We start from the raw sequence: 16,424 nt of genomic DNA on the forward strand, positions 1-16,424 counted from the left end.
GACGCGCGCCCCGTTGCTCAGCTGCGTCGGGGGAGCGGTCCTTGCGGCGGGCGTGGCCGGTGATCGGTGGCGTCGTCGGCCTGTGCCTGCTGCTCGCGCTCGCGGCGAGCGTCGCGCCGACCTGGAGGCTGCTGCGCCGCCGGGCGGTCACCGAACCCGCCGGATGACTCATCTTCGTGACGCAGCTGTGACCTGAGGGGCCTGCGAGTCACCGTCCGAAGTGGTCTGCTGAGCTCATATTCCCTGGTCAGGTGCGGTTTTGAGGCAGCGTCGCAGGGCTCAAAAGTGTTACATCGACGACTGGGCGGCCCGATCCGCCCAGCCTCACCCGCAGGAGGCAGCCGCGTGCGAATGAAACGAGCGAGCCGGATCGCGGCCGCGGTGGTGGGCGTGACCGCGCTCGCCTTCACGGTCTCGGCCCCCGCACAGGCGGACGACCACTTGAACCTTCCCGGAGAGCCGACCATCACGCTGCCGATCAACGACAGCGCGGCGGGTGGGACGTACAACCAGGACTTCACCCGGGTGTACGCCAACACCACCCCCGACGGCACCCCGGTCTACATCTACGTCCCGGAGGGCACCCCGCTGGACGGCTCCGCGCCGGCCGGGGTGGCCAGCCTGGACCCGCAGTTCGACCACAACCCGGCCGACGGGTTCACCCCCTGCGCCACCGCCACGGCGGCCCAGTTCGCCCTCACCCAGGGGCAAATCGACTACGTCGGCGACAAGCTCGCCGGCCAGATCGTCGCCGTGGACGAGGAGCACTTCGGCCTGATGGACGCGGCCGACCCTGACGAGCCGGCCAGCGACTCGCTGGTGATGGTCCTCTACAACATCCAGGACGAGGCGTACTACGACTGCGCGCAGACGTCCTACACGGCGGGCTACTTCGCCCCGGACTTCATCGACAGCAACGGGATGAACGTCATCGTGGTCGACGCCCTCGACTGGGCCAACCGGGTCGGGCCGAACGACGCGCCGTGGCGCGACGCCGACCCGGCCAACGACCGGCCCGAGCTGTACGAGGGCACCGTCGCCCACGAGCTGGAGCACCTGCTGCACAACTACAGCGACCCGGGCGAGCTCTCCTGGGTCGACGAGGGGCTGGCCGACTTCGCCATCTTTCTCAACGGGCTCGACGCCGGCGGCTCGCACCTGACCAACCACCAGGTCTTCTACGAGGAGACCTCGCTGACCCGGTGGGGCGGCACGCTGGCCAACTACGGCGCCGCGTTCACCTACTTCCAGTACCTCTGGGAGCAGGCCGGCGGCAACGGCGACGGCACCTACACCCCGGACAAGCAGTACGACGCCGCCGGCGGTGACCTGCTCATCAAGACCATCTTCGAAGAGCAGGCCGACGGCATGGCCGGCGTGCAGAACGCCATCAACACCTTCAACGCGGCGACGGGTGCCAACCTGCGCAGCGCCGAGGCCCTGTTCCGGGACTGGTCGGTGGCGGTCTACCTGGACGACGAGGACTCGCCGGTCTACGACATCAAGGCATTCAACTTCGGCGACCCGGCCGACACGTCGTGGACCATCGACATCGCCGACGGATCCTTCTGGGCGGGCCGGGGCAGCTACCAGGGAGCCACCCCGGAGGCGAAGTGGGCCCGGCTGAAGAACCGGCCAGACACCACCGCCGTGCCGTTCGGCATGTCGGTCGAGCGGTTCCGCAACCCGGGCCCGACCGTCGCGCTCGCCTCCGACGGCGAGGATGAGACGACCATCGCCCCGCACACCGGCACCACCCACTGGTACGCCGGCTACGAGAGCCAGTCCGACAACATCCTCGACGTCGACACCGCCGGCCCGGTCACCTCGCTGGACTTCTGGAGCTGGAACTTCATCGAGGAGGGCTGGGACTACGGCTTCGTCGAGGCCCTGGTCGGCGGCGAGTGGGTCACCGTGCCGCTGCGGAATGACGCGGGTCAGGTCGTCACCACCGACGACAACCCGCACGGCAACAACACCGAGGGCAGCGGCCTCACCGGCACCTCCGGCGGCGCGTACTTCGTGGACGACCCGGTCTACGTGCACCTCACCGCCGCCGTGCCGGCGGGCGCCACCGACGTCCGGTTCCGCTACTCCACCGACGCCGCCTACCTGGACACCGGCTGGTTCGTCGACGACGTGCGGGTCAACGGAGCCGACGCCGCCCTCTCCTCGGCGACCGGTGACTGGTTCACCACCACCGGCACGCAGGACAACAACTGGACCGTCCAGGTGGTCGCGCACTGCGACCTCACGCCCGGCACCACCACGGCGGGGGAGACCACCGACGGCGCGGGCAACTGGGTCTACCGGTCCACCGGGGACCAGTTCACCGCCAGCAACCTGAAAACCAGGTGCGCCAACGGCAACCAGGACGACTTCGCCGTCCTGGTCTCCAACCTGCCGACCGGCGACCTGACCTTCCTCGACGCGGACTACACGTTCCGGGTCAGCAACACCGGAAACAAGTAGCCGCCACGGCGGCCGACGGCGGGCCCGTACCGGATCACCGGTGCGGGCCCGCCCGCCGTATCCGCTCCCGCCACCGGCCGGTCGCGACGACCCGTGGCGGTTGGCCTCGGCGCCGCGGCCGGTTCCCGGCGCGTACACCACCAGCCGAGGGGTGGCTCGCCCACCTGCTTGCCGGCCAGCAGTGGGTCAGCATGGTTGCCCGGGCCGCTGTGCTCCGGCTGGGATGCGCGACCCTGCTCTCCTCCCACTGATGCCACCGGCCGGCAGTTGACGGTCAGACGCGTGGCGGTCAACGCCGGCACCTACAAGACGTTGATGGGGTGGGAGGCCCGCTGGCCGCAGCGGCGGTCTGCCGTGGAAGGCGCCGCCGGTCTTGGCCGCGGCATCGCCCAGCTGCTCGTCGGTGGCGGCGAAGACGTCGTCGACGTGCCGGCCACGCTCGCCGCTCGCGCCCGGCTGCTGGACATCGGCGGTGCCCGCAAGAGCGATCCCGCCGACGCCGCCAGCGTCGCGCACGACGCGATGCGCCACAAGCGGTTGCGCGCGGTGGTCGCCGAGGACCACACCACACAGCTGCGGCTGCTGGCCGAACGCCGTGACGACCTGGCCGGTGAACGCATTCGCGTCCTCAATCGCCTGCACGTCCTGGTCCGCGACCTGATTCCCGGCGGCGCGCCGCCGAATCCTCCACTTAAGGACGCCCGGCCGACCGCTCGGTCAGCTCCTCGGATGGAGCGGCGCCACATCCATCCAGCCAGTTCACTGGATAACGGCTCGCGTTCGCAGCCGGCTCGATACTCTCGGCTTCGGGATCCACACGGACATCCGGAGCCACTCGATCGGCGAGATCGCCGGTGACGCGGGCGCTCGACGTCCCGGCGCGCAGCCGGCTCTCGCCACGACTGGCGCCGGGGACCTCTCAGGCCGATAGGAGCGCCATGCCCGGGAAGTTACGATCGCCTGTCCTGCACCTCGTCGTTTGCCACGCCGAGCCCGCTGTCGAGCTCGGACCGTTCATCACGGCCTGCCAGGAGTTGAGGTGGGAGGTCCACCTCATCGCCACCCCGGACGCGGTCGACTCGATCGACCGGGACGGGCTCGCCGATCTCACCCACCATCCGGTACGCGAGGACGACCAGCCGGAGACGCTCCATCCCCTGCCGCCGGCCGACGCCTTCGCCGTCGTGCCGGCCAGCTTCGACCTGGTGAACAAGTGGGCGTACGGCCTCAACGACAACCTGGGCCTGCGGCTGCTCAACGAGGCGATCGCCGTCGGCCTGCCGGTCGTCGCCGTGCCGGCCCCGGATCCGGCGCTCGCCCGGCACCCCGCCTTCCTGGAGAGCCTGGAGCGGCTGCGGCACTGGGGCGTGACGGTGACCCGGCCCGCCGAGCCCTCCGAGGTCGCCGACCCGGTTCCGTGGCACGCCGCCGTACAGGTGATCTCCGCCTGGACGCGGTTCGCCCGGGTCCCCGGACAGCCCACCGGAGAGCGACAGCGCACCGCCGACAACTTGGCGCGGCAGTCCGGCTAGCGCCTCATCATGCAGCCTTGAACGGGTAGTCCGGGTGGCGGATCTTGGAGTTGATGACGAATCCGGATTTCGGTTGGGCGCGGTAGTTGCGCCAACGGATGTACGCGCCGATGGCGGTGTCCTGCTCGGCGTGGGTGCGGTGGTCGGTGCCGCTGAGCGCGAAGTATCGGACGGCGGCGAACTCGGCTTCGATCCAGTTCAGCCAGGACGCGTAGGTCGTTAGGAACACCAGGTCGACCTGGTTGAGTTCATGGCTGACATGACAGACATCTGTCCTGCTAGGACAGGGCCGACCAGACTGAGGTCGGAAAAAGCTGGCGGCCGACCGTGCCTTCGCAGCGTCCGGTCCCGAAGCCGCTCGTCGCCCGATGTCGCAAGTCCGCCAACGGGTAGAAAGCGCCAAATTGCCCTATGAAGATGCGTCGGCCCTGAAAAAACGGCTCAGCGCTTCGCGTTCCGCGCCACCCAGAACACGATGAGCGCCGCGATGACGACGATCAGAAAGACGCATGCTATCCCCCCGATGATGCCCATATCGCGAAATTACCGTGTTGTGCACAGCGGGGACTCGGTTTCGAGGATGGGGTCCGACTTCGAGGCGACACCCGCCCGCGCTCGTCCAGCCTCGGCCGCCACCGTTGAGGTCAACGACTGATGTCAAGTCGCCGCCGCTGTCGGGCTCCCTGCGCGCTGAGGGTGACCCCCGTCGGGGGAGCCGGGCACTCCTTGTCCACCCTTGGCAGCCGGTGTCGCGCTGCGCCTCTGCGCAGGTGCCCCTAATCATTTCGTGGCTTGCGGTGTCGGCTTCGATCGAGGCGTCTGTTGCCTTCTCGCTGCCTCGCTGCGGGCGGATGCCTCGCTTACAAGCGCTGTCCGTCCGGGGACGTGCGGCTGCGTCGGTCACCTCGGATCATCGGCCGGGAGCGGTCGCGTTGTCTGTTCTCATCTCGGCACGTTGCCGTCAATTACCGCTGCTTCGGCACGCCTCCACAACCGGTACCCCACGATCACATTGCCGACGCCGAGCAGTACCAGGGCGCCAACCGTCAGCCAGAACCCGACGGCCGGCACGGCGGACATGGCCTCGTCGAAGGGCGGCGGATCAAAGCGACGCAGTACGCCCCGCAGGCCGAGCGCAAGCGCCCCCGCCGCGACGAACGCCGCTACCGCCGACACCACCAGGCGGGAACTGACACTGGCCAGGATCCGGGCAAGCACGCCGGCCACGACACCCAGCGCGGCGACCATGAAGAGCGGTTGCCCCGGCAGGTAAATGGGCTCTTCGGGACCGATCTGCGGCGCCTCGTTCGGCACCTCATGCATGACGTACCGACCAAGATCGCCATCCCAGAGCAGCGTCTCCAGGTGAACCTGACCCCCGCCACCGACGGTCAATCCCCAACCAGTCCAGGTCACCGCCCCACGCCACTCCTCGGCCTCACCCTTCAGCTCCGCGACCGGCAGGGCGAACAGGAGAGCGACAGCAGCGAACGCCAGCGGACTCACATTCGTTCGGATCCAGTCCATGGCCACCTCCTCGACTGATCGACAACGGCAGGATGGGGCACGCGCATCACCCCCCGATCGCGCTCAGATCTCGGTTGCCTTCGCACCCGTTCTCGCGCTCGGTTCGGCCGGATCTGTACCCGATGATCTTTAGATAACAATCCTGGCCCCTTGCGCCCGAACCGGGTGCGGACCGACCAGCGCACCTCCGACCCCTCGCGCCAGTTCACAAGTCGCGCGCCGGCAAGAAACTGAGCCGTACCTCCCGGACATCACCCGGGCGATCCGCCAGACCCTCCCACAGGGGGTGATCCCCGACGGGAAGCTAATCGTGTGGGAGCGGGGGCGGACCAGCTTCGCCCGGCTGCAGCGCCGGATCACCGCCGGCCCGGAGCCTGCTGATGTATGGCGCGGGAACACCCGGCGCAGTACATCCTATGGAATCTGCTCGCCGACGCTGGCGGCCAGGTCGTGGTCAACGCGCCGCTGTTCGAGCGACGGGCCCGGCTGGCGGAGCTGTTCGAGGATGCGCCCGCGCAGCTGACCCTCAGGCCGCAGACCACCGACATGGACGAGGTCGGGGAGTGGCTGACCACCTACACCGCGGCCGGGATCGGGGGTGTGGAGTTGTGCCCCCGATGGGACCCCTGATCGACGGGATGGGGTCCGTTGCGTTGCCCGTGTCGAGGGACCGAGGCAGGCTTGACGGGTGCCGCGGTCGAGTCGTCATCGTCCCTGGTCGCCGCCGAAGTCGGCGTTCACCGGGTTCCGGTTCCCCGCAGAGGTGATCGTCGTCGCGGTCCGCTGGTACCTGCGTTACAACCTCTCCTACCGTGACGTGGAGGAGGTCCTGGCTGAGCGCGGTGTCGAGATTGACCACGTCACCGTGTTCCGGTGGGTGCAGCGGTTCACCCCGCTGTTGGCCGACGCCGCCCGGTTCGCTCGCTACGCCCGGGTGATCGGTGGTTCGTCGACGAGACGTATGTGAAGGTCAACGGGGTGTGGCGGTACGTCTACCGGGCGGTCGACCAGCACGGTCAGGTCATCGACGTGCCCGTCTCGGCCCGCCGTGACGCCGCCGCGGCCCGGCGGTTCTTCCAGAAGGCCCTGCGGGTGCTGAAGGTGACGCCTACCGAGGTGGTCACCGACGCCGCGCCGGTCTACCCCGCCGTCTTCGACGACCTGATCTCCTCGGCCTGGCACCATGTCGAGCGGCACGCGAACAATCCGATCGAGGCCGATCACAGTCAGCTCAAGCACCGGTTACGACCGATGCGCGGGCTCCAAACGTCGACTCTGGCCGCGAAGTCCCTGGCCATTCTCGCTGCGATTCAGGCGGCCGTACCCACGGCCTGAACCACCGTTGGCCGGCAGTAGTCAGGTGAGCGGGAGCCTGTCCCGGGGTTCAGCTCGATCGGTGCTGGGGACCAGGGCAGGATCCGCGGTCGCGGCGGGCGTGAAGCCGGTACGGCGCAAGGCGTACGCCGCGAAACCGATCCGCTGAAACGCCGGCGGCTGACGTTTGGACGGAAGGGCCGGGGTCGTTGCCCTTGGCGGTCGACTGCCTCGAGCGGCTCGGGAGCGGCGGTCCTTCGGACCCCGACCTTCCGCGCGGTGAAGAGTATCGGCGCCCACTGACCCTCGGGCGCCGCTTATGGCGGATTTAATCCGCAAATAAGCCGTCGATTAGCCATACGCACTTGCTCACGGAGGGGGTGCGGGTCGGTCAGTTCGCCGACGTCGATGCCGCCGGGGTCGAGGGCAGCGGGGTGGCGGGCAGGTTGTTCGGCCGGCCGAGGATGCCGTTGATGAACGACAACTTGCGCAGCTCGGCGAACGCCGTGTCTTCCTTGTTGTCACCGGTCCGCCGAGTCACCGAGCTGCGCTCGGTGTCGGCACCGGTGCGGTGGAAGGCGTCCTCGCAGGTCGGCTCCGTCGGCAGCGTGATTCCGGAGTCCTCCAACGCCTGGCGTGCCTTCTCGCCCTGGCGGTAGACCGCGCCGATGGCGTCGAGCCGGTCCTGGTTCTGGTCCTGGTCGAGGATGTCGTCGAGTCCGCCGCTGGAGAGCACGGCGCCGCCGAGCAGCAGCACCAGGCAGACAGCGGCGGCGTGACGGCGTCCACTGCTGCGGCGAACTCGCCACGTCGCTCCCACGCAGTGAACAGGTCAACGTCCTCGCTCGGGCGGTCCAGGATGCCGTGGGCCTGCACGGCGTACCCGCCGGCCAACGCGAACCCATAGCGGGCAGCGACCCGCAGCCCGATCTCCGCCAGGCGGAGGTGAACCGGCCAGCGCCTGGGGCGGCGTGGTCAGCTCAGGGAAGCGTGCCTGCCATACGCCCGCAGCCGGGCCGGGGGCCACAAGCTTGACCACAAGCGGCGCAGCGTCGGACCGTGCAGCCACCGGCACAGGTCCGTGGCCGAATTTGCCTGGTTCAGCACCGTCTGGTATATCAGCTGCAGATCGCCGGCCCGGAGTACCCGTGGGGTGAGAAGGAGTTGGCGCCGGGCCGGTGCGTTCGTGGCTGGATCACCTTCCCGGTACCCGCGAAGAAGCGGCCGGTCTTTGTGGAGTACGCGGCAGAGAGCGAGACTGTGCCGCCGCGCTGGCGGGTGAAGTAGCCCGAACAGAAGGAAGCGCTCCCACCGGCCGGAGCCAGCGGGGGCGCTTCGTCTTGCGGGGAGATCAGGGGCGGCCGAGGTCCGGCCGAGCGGTGTGCTTCGCCCAGTAGCCGGCCACGAACGCGCAGACGCCGGTCACGACCAGGCCGACGACACCGACCAGCGGCAGCGGCACGTCCGGCGCGGCGCCGCTGTTGAACCACAGCCCGTCGATCGCCCACAGCACGGCCGAGGTGATGACGGCCGCGCTGCCGCCGGCGCCGACCGTCGCGGCCTTCACCTTCGACTCGATCGGTCGGGGCGACGGCGCCGGCGCGGGGTTGAGCTCGGACATGTCTGCATCCCTGGAAGGTTTGCGAATGATCGCCGCGCCGGGGGTGTAACGGCGCGCAAACGGGCAGCGCCTGTAAGGCTGGAAGGCCGAGGTGCGCGACCTTTCGACCGAGCGGGACCGCTCGATCCCTTGAGTCCCGCCCGGATGACAGCCGAACAGCGCAGCACCACGCGCCAGCGGAGGCATTGCACGATGGCTGACTCGACATCGCACAACCCCCCGCCGCGCTGGCCCGGCCGAAACGGGGTGGCGGCACCTCCGGCATGGAACCTGCCGACCCAGCCTCTTCGGCCGCAGCCGCAGCGCTCCGGTGAGCGGTGGCCGTACGTCATGTTCGGCGGAGTCACCCTGCTGCTCGGTGCCCTTGCCACGCTGGTTGTTGTCCTGGCCAGATGAACCCGTCCGGGGTGAGCACCTAGCCACGGAAGGGTTGGCCCTGGCTGCATCCCGGGTAGGTGTAGCCCATGGATTCGGGTATGGAGAACTGGCTGGCAATCGCCGGCAGGCATCGTCAATGCGATGACGATGCTCGGCGGTGCCGCGACTGTCAGGCGTACTGGCCCTGCGCGTACCGGCTGCGCGCCGATCACGAGCTGAGCGGCGCGCCGAGGCTCGCCACCTCGGCTCCGGCAGGCTAGGTACGGTCGTCGGATGGTGCATGTGCCGTCACTGCCCGCCCGGGACCGGCTGGTGCTCGCGGAGCTGTCCGGCGTCGCCGGCCGGTGGTCACGGCACCGACCGGGGGAAGCCCCGCGCCGACGCCATCGCCGCAGTGCACGCGGTCACTCGCGACCCCAGGCTGCTCGGCATCCAGGCGGGCGTCGCGATGGCTGATCCGCAGGGCATCGGCGGACCGACCGTGGAGCTGCTGCGCGCGGCCGGCGCCGACATGGAGATCGCCGAGAAACCACGCTGCTGAGGTCCGGGCGCGGATGGAGCGCTAGGGCACCCGGTGCGCCACGACATACCTGGTTCTCGGGCACACGTGGTCAGCGCGGCTCGACTCAGCCTGGCGTTCGTTCGAGAAACACGGATGGCTGCCTCCACCGATGGCATCACCACACCTCAGCGACGGGCGCCAGTCCACCGCGACGAGCGGCACAGAGCACGTCCTGATCATGGCGCTGATGATCATCACCGTGATCTCCATCGGCGCGTTGCTCTGGATCGTGCTGGCGAGCGGCTCGGAGAGGGCAGCACCGCCTCACTAGCGATCCCGGCGATCGCCACGATCGCGGGTAGCTCGATCGGGGGGATCGTGTTCGTGCTGCGGAGGCGGCCGGGGAGGTCACGCCGCAACTAGCGGGCTGACGGGGGATCGGGTGCCGTCTCGGCCCGGTCCCCCGCCTCGCCGCGCCGGTTCGGCTGCTGCCGAGCTGCTGCGCTCGGCCAGCGCCGACATGGAGATCGCCGCCGAGCACGCCGTCGAGGTGCGGGCGCGGATGGAGCGCCACGGCGCCCGGTACGCCTGATCCGGTTCGCCGGTGTTGGATGAGGCCCCGCAAAACGGCAGTACCTGCGGGGCCTCCGCCGCGAAGATTACGCCTTGGCGTCGACGTCGGACCGCGGCCGGCCTGGCGCCGACCCGGACACCTTCGACTACCTGCCGGCCTGAAGTAACGCGGCGAGGCGCGGCGACGCAGGTGGACTGGGGGCCCCGGGCGGGCCCGGTCCACCTACGGAAGGAAACGCCCCGCGATGCGTCGCACTGTTGTGCCGATCATTCTGTTGCTGCTGGTCGTAGGCGGGTTCGCAGCCTGTGGCGCCGCGGAGCCGGCCGGGGCGCGGTGGCAGGCGGCGGCGGCCCCCGCTTCGCCGACGGCCAAGCCGGCGCCGCCGCCGCCTCGACCCGCGCCGAAGAACAAGGAGGAGGCGGGCCGGCAGGCGCGGCTCGCGCTCGCGGACCTGTCGACGTTTCGCCAGGAGACTGCGGAGCACACCAGTGAGAACTCCGACGATTGGAGGCTGCGTTCGCTCTGTCGCGACATCCTGCCGTCGGATCGGCTCGCCTCCGCTGGTCGCGAACGCCGCTGGGTGAAGTCGCCGATCTGGATCCGCCAGCACGTCGTCGGCTACCTGACCGTGCCCGGCCGCAAGCTGATCGGTGAGCTGCGAACGGTGTTGCAGACGTGCCGGTCGTATCGGACTGGCGAAGGCCGGACCGCGACGATCGTGCCATGGAGCCCGGCCGGGGTACCGGCGAATCCGGACGTGGTGACCTTCTGCGAGCGCCAGCAGACGGACGACGGCCCTCTCAGCCAGTGCACGATCATGATGGCGCGCGGTTCCTACGTGCTCAACCTGGACGCCTCCGACGGCGACGGGGACCTCAAGAAGTCCCAGGCGATGGTCGCCAAGCTCTATCCCCTCGTCACCGAGGCGTTCGTCAAGGCCACCTGACCTGGAGACCGCGTTGAACGAGGAGGTCGTTTCTTGCGTCCAGTCCCGTCGTTCGGTGTCGCGGTCGTCACGGCACCCTCCTCACAGGCACAACGCCTGGCGGGTCAGGCCGGAAAAACCGTTAGATCCACAGGGCCGGCGGAGCCGACACTTGCATGTGGGCGCAGATTGGGAGCAGGTCGGAGAAGTGGTCACCGCAGCCGAAGTGCTCACCGCAGTCGGACGCGGAACAGCGCGCTGACCTACGGTGATGCGGGGGAGCGGAGTGCGACACGCCGAACAGCGGACCGATCTGGCGCATCGTCAGGTTCGTACGCCAGTAGGCGGTCACCAGCAGCACCCGGTCGGCGAGGTCGAGTGCCCATTGCCAGCCCGGTCGGCCGTAGGCGATGCCTTGACCACAACCTCGGCGACCAGCCGGACTAGCTTGCGGAACTGGGCGGGCTGCAGCCCGGTGAACGGGAATATCCAGTCAGGGTGGGCTGCGGTGATCACCTGCATCCCGGCATCCTGCCCGATCGTCCTCAGCGGACAGACGCGGGGTTACGAGACATCCCTTAGGTGGCGGCAAGCTGCCGGGCCACCCCCGCCGAGGGACACCCTTCTTCAGGAAGCCGGTGTGTCGACGATCAGCACACCCCGCGGGTCGCCCAGGTGCTCGACCAGGTAGTCCCGCACGTCATCGCGGACCGCCTCGACATCCCAGTCCGCCCACCGCAGCAACCGCTGCATCCCATCCGGTGACACCTCACCCGCCCGCTCGGCGAGGATCCAGCCGTTCTTGCGCTAGAGCCCGGCGGCCACCCGCACAGGTACTGGCGCACCCGAGCCCGCGGTTCCGCACGCCGGAACCGGCCTGCGATCCGCGCGTGCGCCAGCCACCGTCGGGCGACCTTCTATGGTGACCGAGACGCACGCGACGACATCAGATGGCGTCGGTTGAAGCGTGACGGCAGGCGAGATCGACATTCACCCCGACGAGGTCACTGGTTCGATCTCAGTATCGCCCGCCGTAGTATGTGCAGGTCAGAAGCCCGTTGCCGGAGTAGCCGGTAACGGGCTTCGCCGTATTTGCGGCTTGCCTTTGGAGCAGAGGGGGAGCAGGGGACGTTGGGCCCCACTGTCTCCTGCTTCCGAACACCGGCGCTGCCTGGGGCGCTGAGACAACTGGCCCGGCTGCGCCCAGTCGTGGCGCGGGGCTGCCGCCAGCGTGGGCAAACCCGCCAGAGGCGTAGGCGGCTTCAACCTTGTCATGGGCTGGCGGAGCGGTAATGCCGAAGCAGGACCACCGCAAGGGCGATCAAACAACGCGTCGGCCCCGAGCCGTCAAGCTGCGGCGGACGCTTCGCCGGAGTCGGTCACGCGCGATCCGTAGCGATGCGGTACGACTTCTGTCTCGCCTGAGCGGGCATCGACAAAGGACGACTCGGTTGTATTCTCCGGTCAAACGGGGAGGACGCATGCCAATGAATCAATCGGCGGGCGGAGAGTTCGCCCGCATGCTGGACGCGACGGTCGGTGCGCTGCGGGTTGCCAGTCCTGAGCCGGAGGATGAGGAGACCGCGCGCCGCCGGCGGACCGGCGGATCGGCGAACGGGCTGGTGCAGGCCGAGTTCGGCCCGAACGGCGGGTTGGCGGCGCTGAGCCGGGACCCGCGGCTGATGCGGCTGGGCTCCGGGCAGGTCGGCGACCACGTCATCCAGGCGGTGAACGCGGGGATCGACGCGATGCGCGGAGCCGCCGCGCCGGTGCCGGCGGCCGGGGATCTGTCGCAGCTCACCGAGCAGTTGCAGGAAATTCGGGACACGGCGGTACCGCGGCTGGGCGCGTTCGTGCAGGCGCTAACCGACGCGCAGACGCGGATGCCGCGGGGAGGCTCGCGGTGAGCGGCTTCGAGGTCGATCCGGCGTTGCTGCGGTCCGGCGGGGACGCCGTGATCGGCGTCGCCCAGGGGTTCATTGGTGAGCTGGAGAGTTTCGAGTCGCAGATGCAGGGGTTCGGCGAGCCGTGGGGCGCTGACGACATCGGGTCGTTGATCGGCGTCGCGTACACCGCGGTCGCGGCCTGGGTGCTCGACTGCATCGGCGAGGCGGCCGAGGAGATCGGGTCGGCGGGCAGTGACCTGACGCTGATGGCCGACAACTACGAGGCCGCCGAGCAGGACACGGCCGGCATGATCCAGGCCCTCCACGGACAGCTGGGCTGACGGCATGGGACTCCAGTTGCCGGGTGAGCTGATCACCGCGTTGGGTTGGATCGGGTACACATGGCCCGAGGCCGACGAGGAGAAGCTCTTCGAGATGGGCCAGGCTTGGATCGAGTTCGGCGGCACCGTCGCAACCACCGCGGGCCAAGCGGGGTCGGCCGCGACCGCAGTCTGGTCGCAGCACAGCGGTGAGTCGTTGCAGGCGTTCCAGAGGTGGTGGACGGACGCCGAGAGCGGGCCGGGCACGCTGCCGGACTACGCCCAGGCGGCGATGCTGGTGGGCACCGGTCTGATCATCTGTGCGGCGATTGTGCTGGCCCTGAAGATCCAGGTGATCGTGCAGCTCGCGATTCTGGCGTTCCAGGTGGCGCAGGCCATCGCGACCGCGGTCGCCACCTTCGGTGCGTCACTCGCCGAGATCCCGATCTTCCAGATGATCACGCGGGAGATCGTCGGCCTGCTGATCGACCAGGTCCTCTCGGAGCTGATGGATGCCTAGCCCCAAGCCGAAGGGCTCGAAGTCACGCGGCGGCGTGCCGAAGGCGAAGGTCGGCAAGCTGGTCGGCAAGGCGGTCGAGGCCGCCGCCAAGAAGCCGAAGAAGCGGATTCCCGCGCCGCCGGTGACCCGCAACAACGACCTGCCTGAATTCGTCCTCAAGATCAAGCGCAAGCCGTCGTACAAGAAGGGACCCTTCGACCGCAAGGTCAACGCGCTGAAGAAGCTCAGTGACGAGGGCAAGCTGTTCAAGCAGGCAAACCCCCTCGACAAGGACCCTGAGCTCACCAAGGCGTACCGCGAACGCATCCGGCAAGCGATTTTCGCCAAGTACTGGCCGCCGGGCGGCAAAGCCACCGAGGAGGGCAAAGCCATGGCGAACAAGCTTCTCGCCCGCCTGCGCCGGCTCGACGCCGATCATGTCTGGGATCCGCAACTGGGCGGTCCGGACACCGTCGATAATCTGAGGCTTCTGGACTCCCATACGAACCAGGACATGGGCTGGGAGATCTGGCAGGAGATCCAGAAGCTGCCGGACGGAACGCCGATCCGAATAGAGGTGATTCCTTGAACCCCGACCTGCGGGAACTCATCGTGGAGTTGCGCGCCGATCTGGAGGCAGACCAGCCCGCGACCTTGCTGTGGGCGCAGATCGGCCAGGGCGCGCCGGCCCACACGATCCCCGCCGAGGTGCCGCAGCCGGTCCGCGAGCTGCTAGAGGTCGCCGACGGCGTCCGGGCCGGCGACTTCGAACTGTGGGGCACCGCCGACGTCGACTACCGGCGGGGCATGCTCGGCAGCATGCCTGAGTTCACCGGCGTGGCCGAGGAGCCCGCCGAGTGGTACTACCTGGGTGACCTGGCCCGGGAGCCGCTGCTGCTGCGGCGCGACACCGGGGCGATCTGGTGGTTCCCGCGGACCAGCGGCGACCCCTTCTACGCCCGGGAGGAGTTCGAGGAGCTGATGCCGAACCTCGAGTACTTTCTCGCCGGCTACGTGTTCGGCCCCCTGTACGTCGATGTCGCACCCGACGACGAGTGGTGGGAGTTCCTCGACGAGCACGGGCTGACCGCCGAAGACGAGGACGACGAGGAGCCGGACGATTGACCGCCACGTACGAGCAGCTCGTCGGCCTGTGGGGCGCCGACGGCGTGCTGCATTTTCCGGTCGACAGGTTCGATGACGTCCTCGGCCCGATCCGGCCGGAGATCTTCCCGCCCAACGGCGCCTTCCCGATGGACGTACCGATCCTGTTCACTGTCGACGTCGCCGTCGAAGGCATGGAGCTGTTCTCAAAGCTGCGCATCGAGATCGGCGACGCCGGGCCGCGCACCTACCTCGTGCTGGGCAGTTCCCCCGAGGACGGCCACCTGCTGTTCTGCCTGGACACGCTGACCGGCAGCGTCGCGCTGCTGGACCTGGAGTCGCCGAACTTCGAGCAGGTCAACGCGACGTTCGCGGCGTTCGTCGAGTTCCTGTACCGCCTCGGGCAATTGATGGAGAACGACCCGGGCGGCCGGGAGCGCGCGGCCCGCGCCGCCGCGATCCGCGCCGACCTGATGAGGGTGGACCCGTCCGCGTTCACCGACCCGGAGTCGTGGTGGAGTATGGCCTTCGGCCAACTGGAGTCCACTGGCCAGTGACGGTCCGCGTAGCATCGGGGGCCCTCGGGGACCTGGTCGACGGGCGCGGCGAGCATCGGCACCACCGGCCGGCGCAACACCGGACCGGTGGCCCGGTGCCGGGTAGGACTCACTGCCCGCCCAGGTTGTGAACGCTCCTCATCTTCACCCCCAAGGTCATCGTGCAAGACCGCCGGCGCGGCGCGGGCGAAGATCCGCATCAACGAATGCCCGTGCTGGTGTGCGGACACCGTGCGGGGGAGGATCGCGGGCGTGCTGATCACTCCCGTCCCCGGCATTATCGTGAATGAGCAACGGCCCCCTCGACGACACACCGTAAGTCAGTCGCCCCTTGGAAGTCTGCATCCCGCCCCGGGGTCTCGCCGGGCGGCAGTGGTCCGAAGATCATGTGTCGGTGTTAACCAACGCCTGGGCAAGGTCGTCACCGATCCTCGGGTGCCTCCGCTCGGTGGCGGCCATCGCCCGCTGCCGCGCCCGTCTCCCGCGAAGACGCCACCGCACCGCCCTCGACAGCCCTAGAAGCTTGTCCCAGACCGTGTCATCGGCGACCAAGCGGCGCAGCGTGCCGTCGTCCTCTGGTACCACTCGAGACCGGACGCATCTGTAGAGCTCATGGTGAGTCGGATCGGTTCCCGGTGTCTGGCCTCTCGCCCGGGCGTTGCATCGGCCCGCCGACGTAACGCAGCTGTGCGCCGGCCCACCCCTCGCGGTGGCCACCTCGAAGACGACCACCTCCGGCGGCCCGCCCTCAACCGGAGGCTCCTGCCGCGGTTCGACCCCGCTCCACTCGCTCCCCACCGTCCGGTTCCTTCTCGTGAATGAGATTGAGGTCCGGGTGAGTGACCCGGACGGCCTCACAAACCCGCAACTCGTGGAGGACGGAGAACGCGCGCCGGCCCGGCGAGGCGTCCGGACTCGGCCTGGACCAGCACCAGAACCGCCGCTGGACCTCCTGGCACCGCTGGACCACCCTCGCGATCCTCGCCCACGCCTTCCTCGCCGCCGCGACCGCCGGCCACCGCCACCGCTACCACCCGGTCGGGCTGATCCCGCTGACCGTCAACGAGCTACGCCACCTGTTCAACATCCTGATCATCGAACGCGCCCGCCGCCGCTACGACCCGCTGCTCTGGTCCATCCGCCGGCGCCGTCACCAAGCGCGAGCCAAGGCCAGCCACTACACCCGACAAGCCCTCATCGAGCCATGATCACG

Annotated in this window: 19 protein-coding genes and 6 pseudogenes; 18 read left to right on the top strand and 7 right to left on the bottom strand. The window is 69.1% G+C overall.

Annotated elements, in window-relative coordinates:
* The first annotated feature begins 41 nt into the window (after positions 1-41).
* The 4 genes from ABZU69_RS31105 (at position 42) to ABZU69_RS31120 (ending at position 4,004) form a co-directional block, all read left to right on the top strand.
* The gene (locus ABZU69_RS31105; protein WP_354967871.1) at positions 42-167 is read left to right on the top strand and encodes a hypothetical protein; all 126 of its coding nucleotides are present in this window, start codon (positions 42-44) and stop codon (positions 165-167) included.
* A 184-nt stretch (positions 168-351) separates the two neighbouring features.
* Positions 352-2,472, top strand: a complete 2,121-nt coding sequence (locus ABZU69_RS31110; protein WP_354967913.1) for a hypothetical protein — start codon at positions 352-354, stop codon at positions 2,470-2,472.
* Between the two features lie 93 nt (positions 2,473-2,565).
* The gene (locus ABZU69_RS31115; protein ID WP_354967872.1) at positions 2,566-3,330 is read left to right on the top strand and encodes a transposase; all 765 of its coding nucleotides are present in this window, start codon (positions 2,566-2,568) and stop codon (positions 3,328-3,330) included.
* Positions 3,331-3,410: 80 nt separating this feature from the next.
* Positions 3,411-4,004 carry a flavoprotein gene (locus ABZU69_RS31120; RefSeq protein ID WP_354967873.1) on the top strand — a complete coding sequence of 198 codons (594 nt, stop codon included), beginning with the start codon at positions 3,411-3,413 and terminating at the stop codon, positions 4,002-4,004.
* 7 nt (positions 4,005-4,011) lie between these two features.
* Here the strand turns inward: ABZU69_RS31120 and ABZU69_RS31125 are convergent, their stop codons facing one another.
* Together ABZU69_RS31125 and ABZU69_RS31130 are read right to left on the bottom strand one after the other, a co-directional pair.
* The gene (locus ABZU69_RS31125; RefSeq protein WP_354967874.1) at positions 4,012-4,233 is read right to left on the bottom strand and encodes a transposase; all 222 of its coding nucleotides are present in this window, start codon (positions 4,231-4,233) and stop codon (positions 4,012-4,014) included.
* A gap of 713 nt (positions 4,234-4,946) precedes the next feature.
* Positions 4,947-5,531: a hypothetical protein gene (locus ABZU69_RS31130; RefSeq protein ID WP_354967875.1), complete on the bottom strand. Its 585-nt coding sequence runs from the start codon at positions 5,529-5,531 to the stop codon at positions 4,947-4,949.
* Positions 5,532-5,915: 384 nt separating this feature from the next.
* Between ABZU69_RS31130 and ABZU69_RS31135 the strand changes: the two genes are divergently transcribed.
* Both ABZU69_RS31135 and ABZU69_RS31140 read left to right on the top strand, forming a co-directional pair.
* The gene (locus tag ABZU69_RS31135; protein WP_354967876.1) at positions 5,916-6,161 is read left to right on the top strand and encodes a hypothetical protein; all 246 of its coding nucleotides are present in this window, start codon (positions 5,916-5,918) and stop codon (positions 6,159-6,161) included.
* A 58-nt stretch (positions 6,162-6,219) separates the two neighbouring features.
* A pseudogene (locus tag ABZU69_RS31140) lies at positions 6,220-6,797 on the top strand (IS6 family transposase); the annotation flags it as partial.
* Between the two features lie 439 nt (positions 6,798-7,236).
* Here the strand turns inward: ABZU69_RS31140 and ABZU69_RS31145 are convergent.
* The 3 genes and pseudogenes from ABZU69_RS31145 to ABZU69_RS31155 all read right to left on the bottom strand — a co-directional run bounded on the left by ABZU69_RS31145 (position 7,237) and on the right by ABZU69_RS31155 (position 8,466).
* The gene (locus tag ABZU69_RS31145) at positions 7,237-7,665 is read right to left on the bottom strand and encodes a hypothetical protein (RefSeq protein ID WP_354967877.1); all 429 of its coding nucleotides are present in this window, start codon (positions 7,663-7,665) and stop codon (positions 7,237-7,239) included.
* Positions 7,623-7,784, bottom strand: a pseudogene (locus tag ABZU69_RS31150) (nucleotidyl transferase AbiEii/AbiGii toxin family protein); the annotation flags it as partial. The pseudogene ABZU69_RS31150 and the gene ABZU69_RS31145, both read right to left, overlap by 43 nt.
* Positions 7,785-8,196: 412 nt before the next feature.
* On the bottom strand, positions 8,197-8,466 hold the full coding sequence (locus ABZU69_RS31155; RefSeq protein ID WP_354967878.1) for a hypothetical protein: 270 nt from the start codon (positions 8,464-8,466) through the stop codon (positions 8,197-8,199).
* A 192-nt stretch (positions 8,467-8,658) separates the two neighbouring features.
* On the opposite strand from ABZU69_RS31155, the gene ABZU69_RS31160 reads away from it, so the two are divergent.
* The 5 genes and pseudogenes from ABZU69_RS31160 to ABZU69_RS31180 all read left to right on the top strand — a co-directional run bounded on the left by ABZU69_RS31160 (position 8,659) and on the right by ABZU69_RS31180 (position 10,866).
* Entirely contained in the window at positions 8,659-8,862 is a 204-nt protein-coding gene (locus tag ABZU69_RS31160; protein WP_354967879.1) for a hypothetical protein, read from the top strand.
* Positions 8,863-9,117: 255 nt separating this feature from the next.
* Positions 9,118-9,407: pseudogene (locus tag ABZU69_RS31165) on the top strand (hypothetical protein); the annotation flags it as partial.
* A 108-nt stretch (positions 9,408-9,515) separates the two neighbouring features.
* On the top strand, positions 9,516-9,677 hold the full coding sequence (locus tag ABZU69_RS31170; protein WP_354967880.1) for a hypothetical protein: 162 nt from the start codon (positions 9,516-9,518) through the stop codon (positions 9,675-9,677).
* Between the two features lie 111 nt (positions 9,678-9,788).
* Entirely contained in the window at positions 9,789-9,938 is a 150-nt protein-coding gene (locus ABZU69_RS31175) for a hypothetical protein (RefSeq protein ID WP_354967881.1), read from the top strand.
* Positions 9,939-10,164: 226 nt separating this feature from the next.
* Entirely contained in the window at positions 10,165-10,866 is a 702-nt protein-coding gene (locus ABZU69_RS31180) for a hypothetical protein (RefSeq protein ID WP_354967882.1), read from the top strand.
* A 259-nt stretch (positions 10,867-11,125) separates the two neighbouring features.
* Here the strand turns inward: ABZU69_RS31180 and ABZU69_RS31185 are convergent.
* Positions 11,126-11,367 (bottom strand): annotated as a pseudogene (locus ABZU69_RS31185) (transposase family protein); the annotation flags it as partial.
* Between the two features lie 59 nt (positions 11,368-11,426).
* A pseudogene (locus ABZU69_RS31190) lies at positions 11,427-11,744 on the bottom strand (transposase); the annotation flags it as partial.
* A gap of 582 nt (positions 11,745-12,326) precedes the next feature.
* Here ABZU69_RS31190 and ABZU69_RS31195 point away from each other — a divergent pair.
* The 7 genes and pseudogenes from ABZU69_RS31195 to ABZU69_RS31225 form a co-directional block, all read left to right on the top strand.
* Positions 12,327-12,752: a YbaB/EbfC family DNA-binding protein gene (locus ABZU69_RS31195; RefSeq protein ID WP_354967883.1), complete on the top strand. Its 426-nt coding sequence runs from the start codon at positions 12,327-12,329 to the stop codon at positions 12,750-12,752.
* Positions 12,749-13,072 (top strand): hypothetical protein, encoded by a 324-nt coding sequence (locus ABZU69_RS31200; RefSeq protein ID WP_354967884.1) that lies wholly within the window; start codon positions 12,749-12,751, stop codon positions 13,070-13,072. The genes ABZU69_RS31195 and ABZU69_RS31200 overlap by 4 nt, the downstream gene beginning before the upstream one ends.
* 4 nt (positions 13,073-13,076) lie before the next feature.
* A complete protein-coding gene (locus ABZU69_RS31205) occupies positions 13,077-13,571 on the top strand; it encodes a hypothetical protein (protein ID WP_354967885.1) in 495 nt (164 codons plus the stop codon).
* Positions 13,564-14,139, top strand: coding sequence for an endonuclease (locus ABZU69_RS31210; RefSeq protein ID WP_354967886.1), 576 nt, complete (start codon positions 13,564-13,566; stop codon positions 14,137-14,139). Before ABZU69_RS31205 ends, ABZU69_RS31210 begins: the two co-directional genes overlap by 8 nt.
* A complete protein-coding gene (locus ABZU69_RS31215) occupies positions 14,136-14,675 on the top strand; it encodes a hypothetical protein (protein WP_354967887.1) in 540 nt (179 codons plus the stop codon). Before ABZU69_RS31210 ends, ABZU69_RS31215 begins: the two co-directional genes overlap by 4 nt.
* Positions 14,672-15,211 (top strand): SUKH-4 family immunity protein, encoded by a 540-nt coding sequence (locus tag ABZU69_RS31220; RefSeq protein ID WP_354967888.1) that lies wholly within the window; start codon positions 14,672-14,674, stop codon positions 15,209-15,211. The genes ABZU69_RS31215 and ABZU69_RS31220 overlap by 4 nt, the downstream gene beginning before the upstream one ends.
* Positions 15,212-16,119: 908 nt before the next feature.
* Positions 16,120-16,419 (top strand): annotated as a pseudogene (locus ABZU69_RS31225) (IS701 family transposase); the annotation flags it as partial.
* Positions 16,420-16,424 lie beyond the last annotated feature (5 nt).

This window comes from Micromonospora sp. NPDC005206 (assembly GCF_040608175.1).
Classification (GTDB): Bacteria; Actinomycetota; Actinomycetes; order Mycobacteriales; family Micromonosporaceae; genus Micromonospora.

Excerpts from the sequence above, each read along its gene's own strand:
- ABZU69_RS31110 (WP_354967913.1), top strand. The coding sequence starts at position 352 with ATGAAACGAGCGAGCCGGATCGCGGCCGCGGTGGTGGGCGTGACCGCG.
- ABZU69_RS31120 (WP_354967873.1), top strand. The coding sequence starts at position 3,411 with ATGCCCGGGAAGTTACGATCGCCTGTCCTGCACCTCGTCGTTTGCCAC.
- ABZU69_RS31130 (WP_354967875.1), bottom strand. The coding sequence starts at position 5,531 with ATGGACTGGATCCGAACGAATGTGAGTCCGCTGGCGTTCGCTGCTGTC.
- ABZU69_RS31135 (WP_354967876.1), top strand. The coding sequence starts at position 5,916 with ATGGCGCGGGAACACCCGGCGCAGTACATCCTATGGAATCTGCTCGCC.
- ABZU69_RS31155 (WP_354967878.1), bottom strand. The coding sequence starts at position 8,466 with ATGTCCGAGCTCAACCCCGCGCCGGCGCCGTCGCCCCGACCGATCGAG.
- ABZU69_RS31160 (WP_354967879.1), top strand. The coding sequence starts at position 8,659 with ATGGCTGACTCGACATCGCACAACCCCCCGCCGCGCTGGCCCGGCCGA.
- ABZU69_RS31170 (WP_354967880.1), top strand. The coding sequence starts at position 9,516 with ATGGCATCACCACACCTCAGCGACGGGCGCCAGTCCACCGCGACGAGC.
- ABZU69_RS31180 (WP_354967882.1), top strand. The coding sequence starts at position 10,165 with ATGCGTCGCACTGTTGTGCCGATCATTCTGTTGCTGCTGGTCGTAGGC.
- ABZU69_RS31195 (WP_354967883.1), top strand. The coding sequence starts at position 12,327 with ATGCCAATGAATCAATCGGCGGGCGGAGAGTTCGCCCGCATGCTGGAC.
- ABZU69_RS31205 (WP_354967885.1), top strand. The coding sequence starts at position 13,077 with ATGGGACTCCAGTTGCCGGGTGAGCTGATCACCGCGTTGGGTTGGATC.
- ABZU69_RS31210 (WP_354967886.1), top strand. The coding sequence starts at position 13,564 with ATGCCTAGCCCCAAGCCGAAGGGCTCGAAGTCACGCGGCGGCGTGCCG.